At 34.3% G+C, this 12,003-nt stretch carries 6 protein-coding genes and 1 CRISPR repeat array; of the genes, 4 read left to right on the top strand and 2 right to left on the bottom strand.

The genetic code is table 11. The annotated features are described in order from the left end of the window. The 4 genes from cas3 to cas2 all read left to right on the top strand — a co-directional run bounded on the left by cas3 (position 1) and on the right by cas2 (position 4,159). Complete coding sequence (gene cas3 / locus MsAg5_RS08955; RefSeq protein ID WP_338100292.1) at positions 1-2,268, top strand: CRISPR-associated helicase Cas3'; 2,268 nt, start codon at positions 1-3, stop codon at positions 2,266-2,268. A gap of 70 nt (positions 2,269-2,338) precedes the next feature. Then, positions 2,339-2,884 carry a CRISPR-associated protein Cas4 gene (cas4, locus tag MsAg5_RS08960; protein ID WP_338100293.1) on the top strand — a complete coding sequence of 182 codons (546 nt, stop codon included), beginning with the start codon at positions 2,339-2,341 and terminating at the stop codon, positions 2,882-2,884. After that, positions 2,881-3,894: a type I-B CRISPR-associated endonuclease Cas1b gene (gene cas1b / locus MsAg5_RS08965; protein ID WP_338100294.1), complete on the top strand. Its 1,014-nt coding sequence runs from the start codon at positions 2,881-2,883 to the stop codon at positions 3,892-3,894. Before cas4 ends, cas1b begins: the two co-directional genes overlap by 4 nt. 1 nt (position 3,895) lies before the next feature. Next, the gene (cas2, locus tag MsAg5_RS08970) at positions 3,896-4,159 is read left to right on the top strand and encodes a CRISPR-associated endonuclease Cas2 (protein WP_338100295.1); all 264 of its coding nucleotides are present in this window, start codon (positions 3,896-3,898) and stop codon (positions 4,157-4,159) included. Positions 4,160-4,352: 193 nt separating this feature from the next. Next, a CRISPR array of direct repeats spans positions 4,353-9,612; the repeat unit is 30 nt; unit sequence GTTAAAATCAGAACTTAGAGATATTGAAAT. A gap of 76 nt (positions 9,613-9,688) precedes the next feature. Here the strand turns inward: cas2 and MsAg5_RS08975 are convergent. Next, on the bottom strand, positions 9,689-10,447 hold the full coding sequence (locus MsAg5_RS08975; RefSeq protein WP_338100296.1) for a hypothetical protein: 759 nt from the start codon (positions 10,445-10,447) through the stop codon (positions 9,689-9,691). 190 nt (positions 10,448-10,637) lie between these two features. Continuing rightward, complete coding sequence (locus MsAg5_RS08980) at positions 10,638-11,375, bottom strand: matrixin family metalloprotease (RefSeq protein WP_338100297.1); 738 nt, start codon at positions 11,373-11,375, stop codon at positions 10,638-10,640. Positions 11,376-12,003 lie beyond the last annotated feature (628 nt).

The raw sequence follows: 12,003 nt of genomic DNA on the forward strand, positions 1-12,003 counted from the left end.
ATGGAACTCTTGGCCAAATCCAATCCGGAACTTTCACTGAAAGAACACATAGACGACTGTTTGAATATTCAAAAACAATTACATCAGCTTATTCCAAACATTCCGGTCGGAAGAGAAGATTTTTGGGATTTACTTTCGATTTCAATGATTTGTCATGATTTGGGAAAAGCCCATCCGGAATTTCAGAAAAAATTGAAAAATGAAAATAATAATTGGTGGTTTCAACGCCACGAACTTTTATCCCTTCCGTTTGTTTGGAGTTTAACATTGACGCCGGAACAAAAAAATTACATTTCTTTTTCTATTGCCGGCCACCATAAGGATTTGGATAAGCTTTTCGGATTTGTTTCAAAATGCTATCAACCAAAAATAGACTTTGGTGATGATTCGGATGGGCGGTTAAATTTTGCGGAAGAATTTGAAAAAATTGATTTCCAAAAAGTTTCAAATTTGTTGGATCAATATCCGATTGAGATTTCGCAGAGTCAAACAATTAAAACTTCCATTAATGTTTACGATCTTGTAAAACAATACAAAAGACAATCTGTTGATCTCAATTCATATTCAGACGATTTTTTCATTAAATTGCTGCTTGTCGGGGCAACCAAGCAATGCGACCATCTCGCTTCGGCCGGTATTAAAACATTAAATTCATTGGATCCGTGTGATTTTGATTATTTATCTGATCTCAAATCTCCATATTTGCATCAGATTGGTTGTTTAGGGATCAACGGAAATGCTATACTCAATGCACCAACGGGCTCCGGAAAAACGGAAGCTGCCTTTTTTTGGTTGAAAAATCAAATGGATTGTTATGGCCAAGGACGCGTCTTTTACATTCTCCCATTTACTGCTTCAATCAACGCTATGTTTGAGCGTTTGAATCAAAAAATAGATGCAACACCTGAAAAAGTCGGCATGGTTCACGGAAAATTAGAAGAGTATTTGGAACAAAAATTCTCAGAAGATTACGAAAATCCGGAAATGGATGAAACAAAAAGAAAACAACTGACCGAAGAATTCAAAACGTTGGTGACTCCGGTTAAGATTGTAACGCCGTTTCAATTACTCAAATATTTTTTCGGAATTAAAGGATTTGAGAAGGGGTTGTTTGAGCTAACCGGCAGCTATCTTATTTTTGATGAAATTCATGCTTATGACCCGAGAGTGTTTGCTCAAATCATTGTTCTTCTTAGATTTGTCACACAAAAATTAAATGCGAAAGTTTTGGTGATGACTGCAACTCTGCCGACATTTATGAGAATTCAAATTGAAAACGCAATTGGAGATCATACATTCCTACAAGCTGAAGACTCCTTATATGACTCTTTTAACAGACACCGCGTCAAACTGATGACCGGAAGACTTCGATGTCATCTGAAATTGATACAAGAAAAACTGGATGTCGGAAAAAAAGTATTAGTTGTTTGCAATACTGTCGCTGAATCTCAATATGTATACAAAAATTTGAAGTCGGAAAACAAAGTGTTGATTCACGGATCATTTAATTCAGAAGATCGATTTGAAAAAGAAAAACAACTGAAAGAGGAGAAAACGATGCTCCTTGTCGGAACTCAAGCTATTGAAGTTAGTTTGGATATTGATTTTGACGTTATCTTTTCAGAGCCGGCCCCTCTTGATGCACTGATTCAACGATTCGGGCGAATTAACCGGAAACGAGAGAAAGGGATTTGTGAATGTTTCGTATTTACGGAACGAAACAAAAATGATTCATTTATATATCCGGAAGAAGAAATTATCCGAACTTTGGATGTGTTGAAAAAAATAGAATTAGATCAGGACGGATTGATAAGAGAAAAAGAGTTGCAAGAGATGATGGATTTTGTTTATCCAAGTTGGAATGAAAAAGAACAAAAAATATTTGAGGATACCATCTGCATTTTAGAAGATTTTGTTTTAAATGAATTGTCTCCTCTGAAATATACGCCTGAGAGCGAAGACCAGTATTATGAACAATTCAAAGGTGTTAAGGTTCTGCCTATTGCTTGTTCGAAAAAATACAGACAATATCTTGAGAATAATCAATTTGTTAAGGCCAACGGTTTGCTGATTCAAATTACAGAACCACGATTCGTCGGCATGATCAAAAATAATGATATTGAACGAGATTACTTTTCATATGAAGTTAAAGGTAAAGAAACAGTTAAAGACAAGTTTGTTTACGTGATCAAAAGAAGGTATGATCCTGAACTTGGTTTGTTGATCAATGAAGAAGAATATGGCGGAAAAGACAATATTGGGTTATAACTTGATTTGTACTAAAAACAAGAAAATAAATATTAAAATCATTAAATAGAATACAAGTTAAAGGTGGATTATGTCCTTAGATCCGTTTTTGGCACCCTTATCCATGAACACGTCCATCACCGGCGTCAAAGTCTCTTATTACTTTATCTGCCGCACCAAGCTGTGGCTTTTTTCTCACAACATTCAGCTTGAGCGTGAAAACGATAATGTTCAGATCGGAAAAGACCTGAACGAAGACCGATATTCTCGGGACAAAAAAGATATTACCATTGATCAAACCATCAGCGTTGACTTTATTGAGAAATCCAAAGACGGCGACAAACTCATTCTTCATGAAATTAAAAAATCGCAAAGTATGGAAGAGGCGCATGACTGGCAAATGCTTTACTATCTTTATTATTTTAAAACAAAAGGCGTACCTGCCGAGGGAGAATTGAATTACCCGCTGGTCAGTAAAACGAAAAAGGTGATTTTAACGCCGGAAAAAGAAACAAAAATGGCGGAAATTATGGACAATATTTTGAAAATAATCAGTGGGAAACTGCCGACGCCGCAAAAAAAACAGATTTGTCCGAAATGTGCTTATTACGAATTTTGTTTTGGTGACGACGTATGAAAACCGACTATTATATCACAAATGATGGAACGCTCAAACGACATGAAAACACCGTTTATTTTGAGAATACAAATCCGGAAACCGGAGAGGTGAATAAACGAGCCATCCCAATCAATAAGATTTACTGCATCCATGCGTACGGGCGTCTGACGCTCAGTTCCGGCGTGATTGACTATTTGGCAAAACATGGTGTCCCCATTCATTATTACAATTATTATGGATTTTATGAAGGGAGTTTTTATCCAAGAGAAACACTTGTCAGCGGCGATGTAACTGTTTGCCAAGCTTCTCATTATTTGGACCAAACCAAACGCCTGATTTTAGCGAAAAAGTTTGTCGAAGGCGGCAGCAAAAATATTCTCCGCAATTTGAAATATTATTCCAAGGAAGACATGATTCCGGTTCTTTCGCCCTTTATTGAAAATATCGAAAAAGAACTCGATCGGCTGCCGGATACGAACACAATTCCTGAAATTATGAACGTTGAAGGTCGAATTCGAAATCTCTATTACAATGCTTTTGATGAGATCGTTCCGGAAGAATACCAAATTGTCAAAAGAACACGCATGCCGCCGGAAAATAAAATGAATACGTTGATCAGTTTCGGGAATTCAGTTCTTTACAGTACGATTTTGTCTGAAATCTACAATACGCAGGCGAATCCGACGATTTCGTTTTTGCATGAGCCGTTTGTTCGTCGATTTTCTTTGTCATTGGACGTCAGTGAAATTTTCAAGCCGATTATTGTGGACCGCATCATTTTCAAGTTGGTGAATAAGAATATGCTTGATGACAGCTGTTTTTCCGGCAATTTAGGAAATATGCTCTTGAGTGAAAAAGGAAAGAAGATATTTTTGAAAGAATATGATGAAAAACTGGACACAACAATCATGCATCGAAATTTGAAAAGAAAAGTTTCTTATAAAAACTTAATTCGATATGAAATCTACAAATTAATCAAACACTTTATAGAAGCAAAGGAATATAATCCTCTTGTGATGTGGTGGTAATTTGTATGTTGTGATTGTTTATGATGTGAATGTTGAATATGTCAATAAAGTTCGAATTTTTTTGAAGCAATATTTGAACTGGGTTCAAAACAGTGTTTTTGAAGGAGAATTGACGGAGGCTGAATATAATAAAGTCATGAATCATTTAGAAAAAATCATTGATAAAGCGAATGGTCATGTTTTGTGTTATATTAGCCGCGACAAGAGATATTTGAAGATTGATGAAATCGGAATTCGAAAAGCTGAAATTAACAATTTTTTGTGACAAAATTGATTTTTGTCGTGGATCTTTATATATGAATGACAAAACATAAGAACCACGATTTTTCAAATTTTTTATTGGCAATATTTTTATGCTATTAAGACTATTCAGTTTTTGAAAAAACAGGATGTTTTGACTTCTTTTTAATGATCGTAACGACCATTGAAAAAGGTCAAATATTGACGATTTTTTCTTGGTTAAAATCAGAACTTAGAGATATTGAAATTTAACCATTCCTGGTGTTTTTTTAATTTCTCTGGTTAAAATCAGAACTTAGAGATATTGAAATACTGGAACAGCCACTCATCGGACGTAAAAACCACAGTTAAAATCAGAACTTAGAGATATTGAAATTTCAATTTTTGATGTATAATTTAAATCCATGTAAATGTTAAAATCAGAACTTAGAGATATTGAAATAACATCAATCTTTTTTGGTTCTTCTAACTTAATAACGGTTAAAATCAGAACTTAGAGATATTGAAATGCAGAAGTTATTGCTAAGTGGTTAGAACAAAGTTATAGTTAAAATCAGAACTTAGAGATATTGAAATAAAAAATATATTGGGGATTTATTAAATGAAACAAAAGTTAAAATCAGAACTTAGAGATATTGAAATGCGGAAAATCGCCGAACAAGTACAAACCGTAACTGGTTAAAATCAGAACTTAGAGATATTGAAATTTTTTATAAATTTGAAACAGCAGCGGTTTTGTCAGCGTTAAAATCAGAACTTAGAGATATTGAAATGAAGGATGGGGCGGCATGCTTCAACTTTATGTCGGGTTAAAATCAGAACTTAGAGATATTGAAATTTATCAGTTGACAACAACAAAATAACCGAATGCGCATGTTAAAATCAGAACTTAGAGATATTGAAATATTGAACGAAACAATAGTCGGGTTCAAAGTACCGTGTTAAAATCAGAACTTAGAGATATTGAAATCTTATTGAATGTTATTCTTATTACAGTTTATGTATCGTTAAAATCAGAACTTAGAGATATTGAAATGATTAAAGAATTCCGTCATACGCTTGCGACGCTGAAAGTTAAAATCAGAACTTAGAGATATTGAAATTTTAAAAAACTGATGGGGAGTGGTTACTCCCCGATTGTTAAAATCAGAACTTAGAGATATTGAAATACAGAAGAATTATTCAAAACATTGATCATCTGCTGGGTTAAAATCAGAACTTAGAGATATTGAAATTCTGTTTCTCTAAAGTTCTAACGTAGAAAGTCTTATCGTTAAAATCAGAACTTAGAGATATTGAAATTCTGCAAGGCGACACATCAATTCCTGAAGATTGTCAGTTAAAATCAGAACTTAGAGATATTGAAATATATTCAATAAGAGCAGTCAGACAATCATGATGTTTAGTTAAAATCAGAACTTAGAGATATTGAAATCAAATCGATAGCCGAAGACCGTAAAATACCTTCACAGTTAAAATCAGAACTTAGAGATATTGAAATCCTATTGTTATTGTCCTTTTTGGAGAAAAAAATCATGGTTAAAATCAGAACTTAGAGATATTGAAATTTTACTATAAACGGTTTATAAAAGTTCAGGTCTTATGTTAAAATCAGAACTTAGAGATATTGAAATCTTTGAACCAAATGAAACACTGTTTGTTGAATACGGGTTAAAATCAGAACTTAGAGATATTGAAATACGGCTGCCATTGGGTAACCGGTCCGATTGTCATCCGGTTAAAATCAGAACTTAGAGATATTGAAATGTGCTATGTTGTCGTTGACTAAAATATATTGTTTAAGTTAAAATCAGAACTTAGAGATATTGAAATGCATATTTGTGCCGGAACTGACCCGTTTCCGGATCGTTAAAATCAGAACTTAGAGATATTGAAATGGAACATCATCGCGGCAACGGAAATCTCAAATCGGTGTTAAAATCAGAACTTAGAGATATTGAAATAATCAATCAGTTCTTGTCGTCTGATTCCTGTTTTTGGTTAAAATCAGAACTTAGAGATATTGAAATGTTTAAGAGTAAATACGATGGCATTATAGGAACGCGGTTAAAATCAGAACTTAGAGATATTGAAATTTGAAAACCATGCTTCGATCGAATCAGGGTATTTAAGTTAAAATCAGAACTTAGAGATATTGAAATATGAGAGGACTCTATATTTACATGACATATCAAGAGAGTTAAAATCAGAACTTAGAGATATTGAAATGCAATCTTGACGGAAGACAGAATTATCAGATTCATAGTTAAAATCAGAACTTAGAGATATTGAAATTTTTTATGTAGATAGTGATTAAATTCAGGAAGTTGAGTTAAAATCAGAACTTAGAGATATTGAAATTTAATAAAATCAGGACAATAGGAATAACAAACACCCGTTAAAATCAGAACTTAGAGATATTGAAATATGATTTAATTATGAATGGTATGAGAGGGTTAACGGTTAAAATCAGAACTTAGAGATATTGAAATGAAAAAAATCAAATTGTATGCAAAAAATGGATAAAATGTTAAAATCAGAACTTAGAGATATTGAAATAAAGGACAACCGCGCCGACAAGCCCCGAATTATTGAGTTAAAATCAGAACTTAGAGATATTGAAATGGTATTGTTGAATTAAACTAAAAAAATTAGAAAGATGTTAAAATCAGAACTTAGAGATATTGAAATACCTCAGAGGCGCCAACCTCGAAGACGCCAACCTCAGAGTTAAAATCAGAACTTAGAGATATTGAAATAAGCGAGATTGCATTCCAACAAATCAGGCCGTCCGGGTTAAAATCAGAACTTAGAGATATTGAAATGATCTATGGACAAGAACAAAATCCTCTTGATAAGTTGTTAAAATCAGAACTTAGAGATATTGAAATCAGCATATCTGTTTGATGTATCAACTACCATGAGTGGTTAAAATCAGAACTTAGAGATATTGAAATATTACTTCCGGAGATGACGAGCGAGTAAGCCGGCAAGTTAAAATCAGAACTTAGAGATATTGAAATAGAGCATTTATGAATGATGAAATGAACATTCAAGAAGTTAAAATCAGAACTTAGAGATATTGAAATGTAATTAACATGATATAACCATTCAACTGATTAATCAGTTAAAATCAGAACTTAGAGATATTGAAATATCATACATAGTTGTGCGTCGCATATCTGATTCCATGTTAAAATCAGAACTTAGAGATATTGAAATTCGTCGTCTGACGAGGACCGCTCAACGTCCGTGAAGTGTTAAAATCAGAACTTAGAGATATTGAAATAAACATAAGCGGACGGAATAGCCTTATAGCCTACACGGTTAAAATCAGAACTTAGAGATATTGAAATGCGTGTTGATGTTGTTTTGTGCAATCATCGGCAACTGGTTAAAATCAGAACTTAGAGATATTGAAATGTTATTAAAAGGAACAAAACGTGGTCGAGATTCTAGTTAAAATCAGAACTTAGAGATATTGAAATTAATCTTTCCGAGAGCAACACTGAACGCCTCGACGTGTTAAAATCAGAACTTAGAGATATTGAAATCAGCTCGTATGAAAGAAACAGTTTCAGCCTACGAAAGTTAAAATCAGAACTTAGAGATATTGAAATCCTTAAAGGACAGTTATGTAGTTGGATGAACCTTTCGTTAAAATCAGAACTTAGAGATATTGAAATTCTGAAAAAACGTATCTTGAAGCAATGCTGAAAGAAGGTTAAAATCAGAACTTAGAGATATTGAAATCACTTCTTAATTTTCGTAAACCGGGCGCGATTTTGTGTTAAAATCAGAACTTAGAGATATTGAAATATGCTAAATTTTGACAAGGCGTGTATTCGGACACGGGTTAAAATCAGAACTTAGAGATATTGAAATCTGAGGAAAAGAAAGCGGTTGCCGACATGAATGCCTCGTTAAAATCAGAACTTAGAGATATTGAAATAAAAAACATATCTTTCAGCATTGCTGAAAGAAGAAGAGTTAAAATCAGAACTTAGAGATATTGAAATCCGTTCTAAGTTTCAATATCGGAAGTATTGAATTTTAGGTTAAAATCAGAACTTAGAGATATTGAAATTTGTAAAGAAAATGTCAGGTCAAATCAGAACGCTTAGTTAAAATCAGAACTTAGAGATATTGAAATTCCGCAATTGATTCATTCGGAATCGAATTGGTTGAAACGTTAAAATCAGAACTTAGAGATATTGAAATCGGCAATGCTGAAAGAAGAAGAAATCGGGGAGTAACCGTTAAAATCAGAACTTAGAGATATTGAAATTTGTTCTTTTATTGGTTAACGTTAACAATGCTATCCGGTTAAAATCAGAACTTAGAGATATTGAAATAGTCCTCTTTTTCCGCGATGGCGGACGTGAATAAACAGTTAAAATCAGAACTTAGAGATATTGAAATGTTTGGCCACGGCCAGACACCATGACCGGTGGGTGAGTTAAAATCAGAACTTAGAGATATTGAAATTGAATCTGAACTTGGTTTGCAGGTTGAAGAGTCAAGTTAAAATCAGAACTTAGAGATATTGAAATCAAGGCGAACACGACGACGCGCCGTTTCGCTACATCGTTAAAATCAGAACTTAGAGATATTGAAATCAGTCCAGTTTCCTTTGGTCGGAATGAAGTTGATAACGTTAAAATCAGAACTTAGAGATATTGAAATCTTTAAGCGTTCTTATTTGGGAAGACATTTTTTTAAGTTAAAATCAGAACTTAGAGATATTGAAATGGAACAAGATCAGCAATCTCCGACGTCGACAATTGAGTTAAAATCAGAACTTAGAGATATTGAAATTAAAATGTGAATCGTTATCAGGAATAACGATTTTAAGTTAAAATCAGAACTTAGAGATATTGAAATATCGATTTTAGAGAAGTCTTAAAAACAAAATCGACGGTTAAAATCAGAACTTAGAGATATTGAAATTATTTACCAAATTCAAAAAAGGTTGTTTCAACAAAAGTTAAAATCAGAACTTAGAGATATTGAAATGCAGGAACTGAAAAAAGGCCGGCTTGAAATAATTGAGTTAAAATCAGAACTTAGAGATATTGAAACTATGATTATGTTTCTCTTGTGAATGATTTACAAGTGTTAAAATCAGAACTTAGAGATATTGAAACTTTCCTGCCATATTTTAGTCTCCTGTAAAGCGTGGTTAAAATCAGAACTTAGAGATATTGAAACGATGTTTTGTCATCTACTGTGAACGCTTCTTCTACTTCGTTAAAATCAGAACTTAGAGATATTGAAACTATTTATTCCTCGTCTTCAAAAATGATATTTTCTTGTTAAAATCAGAACTTAGAGATATTGAAACGAGAGAAGTTCCGGATTTGTTCTTGGCGTACATGAAGTTAAAATCAGAACTTAGAGATATTGAAATCGTGGAGACGGTGAATAGCCCACTACAGATCTGCGTAGGTTAAAATCAGAACTTAGAGATATATTAAAATAGTGAAATACGATTTGAATCCGGACGTTGGCTTATCTTTATTAAAAAAATAGATTTTTGTGAATTATTTTTAGATTAACTTTTTCTAAAAATGACATGCATCAATTTGGACCACAGTGTATCCGTTCCGTTTTCTAATTGCTTGATAAAGGAGCCCAGATTTTCGGTGCTGTTGTAAGGCGGTCCTTGGACCAACTGGCCGCCGACAATTCTGTAAGTGAGAGAGGGGCCGATCGGCTCAAAGTGCGACGCCTCGTCAAGCGGCGTCATTTGTTCCGTTTCATTCATCTGCAAAAACAAAAGAACCTGCTCGCCGGAAACGAAATTGTAACAACTGTCGCCGGTCATGTGCCAATCGCCGACGTCTCCGCCGTAAGTGGCAATGAGAATATCTTCCCGGCTCATGTCATATTTTTTAAATAACTCCGGATTATCCTTCAAATAATAATCCACGTGAATGAGCGTCTCCGTCACAATGTATCCATTGAGAATGGAAACGTTTTCCGGCTCGTGACCGTCAACCGTATTCCAACGGCTCGGATAAACTTCTTCGACGGTTCCGACAATGATAATGTCAGCCATATTTTTGCATTCGGCAACAGACAACTCGGCGTCCAGACTATCGAAATCCGGATCATTTTCATCCATAAACGATGTGTTGTAACCACGCCACATCTCTTCGTAGTACGCCATTTCATCCGGCGTTAAAGCGCGCTTTCCGGTCGGGTTCGATAAATCGTCATAAGAAACGATGGCTGTGGCTAACCCGGCCGCTAAAACCAAGACGGCAAAGGAAAAAACAATGACACTAAAAAGAAAGTTTGTTTTTTTCATAACCAACGCCTTTTGACGCTTATACTAATAACTATCATGCGGTTATATTTAATTCTATTTATTATTATACACGAATTAACTTTAAGTGTTTAATCAAAATTATATTATTCGATGAATATATTTGAATTGAACAAAATATATTGATTTAGATTTGTCTTAAAGAATCATTTGAAACAGTTGTCGTCAACTGTTAAAACATATTTTGAAGATACCGAATGATCCGAGTGACGAAGGATTCGTTCCCACTTTCCTCCGGCGGATTTTGACCGTCGTTCTCTTCAGGTTCATTACCGGACGTGTTGTTGCCGGAAACAACCATAACATTTGCCACAGTTTCGTTTTCCATATTTTCAGGAAGCGGTTCCTGATCGACTAAATCGCCGGCATCGACATCCGATTTCGGATAAAGTGCATGCAATCCCAAAAGATCGTCAGATTTCAATTTTCGAAGTGAAACCGTATCCGAGCCGCTCGGAACCATAATTGTTTGAGTGGCGTCGACGACAGTATTGTGGTCCAAACCGAGAACATGGCCGAGTTCGTGCGTTGCCACGCCCTGAACATCCGGACCACTCCGGCTGCCATTGGTTTTCCAATCCGTGACATTTGAATTGAACAAAATTTCCACATATTTGTAACGCAGCGGAACATCGGATGAATTGTATTCGGCAGACTCAACGCCGGCATTCGATGGGTTGGGCGGCATTGAAATCCAAACCAGTCCGATTTTATTGGCGTAACCGGCCGGCATCTGCGTTAAATAAACATTGTTCCCGTTTTCCCCGGTCGAGAATGTTGCGCCGGAATCGGCGTCATTCCATGTTTTTTGGGCGGCGTCGAGCGGTTCAATCCATTCGAGCGGAAGGGCGCCTTCCCCTTCCAATGTGTAGGTCAGAATGATGTTCGGGTCTTCCCACATCCAGTCCATAGCTTGATAAGCATTTGCGGGCAACGCTAAAGCCATTAAAAAAAGAACGCAAAATAGAACTGTTTTTAATCCCGTTTTCATTTTTCTCACAAGCTCTGCAATCTGTTTTCATCATCCGGCTCGAACCGGACAAAATCATTTACAATCAATTAGTTATTAGGCAATACATTATATTTAAGTTTTTTTATATTTTTGGAAGAATTATTATATTAAACTCTGAAATAAAATTAATCATATAATCATATTTTTATTGAAAAAAGCAAAAAGCAATTTAATATAATATATAATTATCGATGAAAAATTGAAATAAAAAAGAAATCAGAAGCGAGTGCATCTAAAATAAAATAAAAAATATAATTGAGCTAAAACCTGATAAATCAAAACAAAATTAAAACAAAATTAAAAAAAATCAAAATAAAAAGATATTTGAAAAAAAGTAAACATAAGAAATAAAAAATAAAAAGAAAGACAGAAGAAAAATACAAAAAATAATTAAAAAACAACTCAAACTAAAAGTAACTCAAACTAAAAGTAACTCAAACTAAAAGTAACTCAAACTAAAAGTAACTCAAACTAAAAGTAACTCAAACTAAAAGTAACTCAAACTAAAAGTAACTCAAACTAAAAG

The sequence above is a fragment of the Methanolapillus africanus genome (assembly GCF_032714475.1).
In the GTDB taxonomy this organism is placed as follows: Archaea; Halobacteriota; Methanosarcinia; order Methanosarcinales; family Methanosarcinaceae; genus Methanolapillus; species Methanolapillus africanus.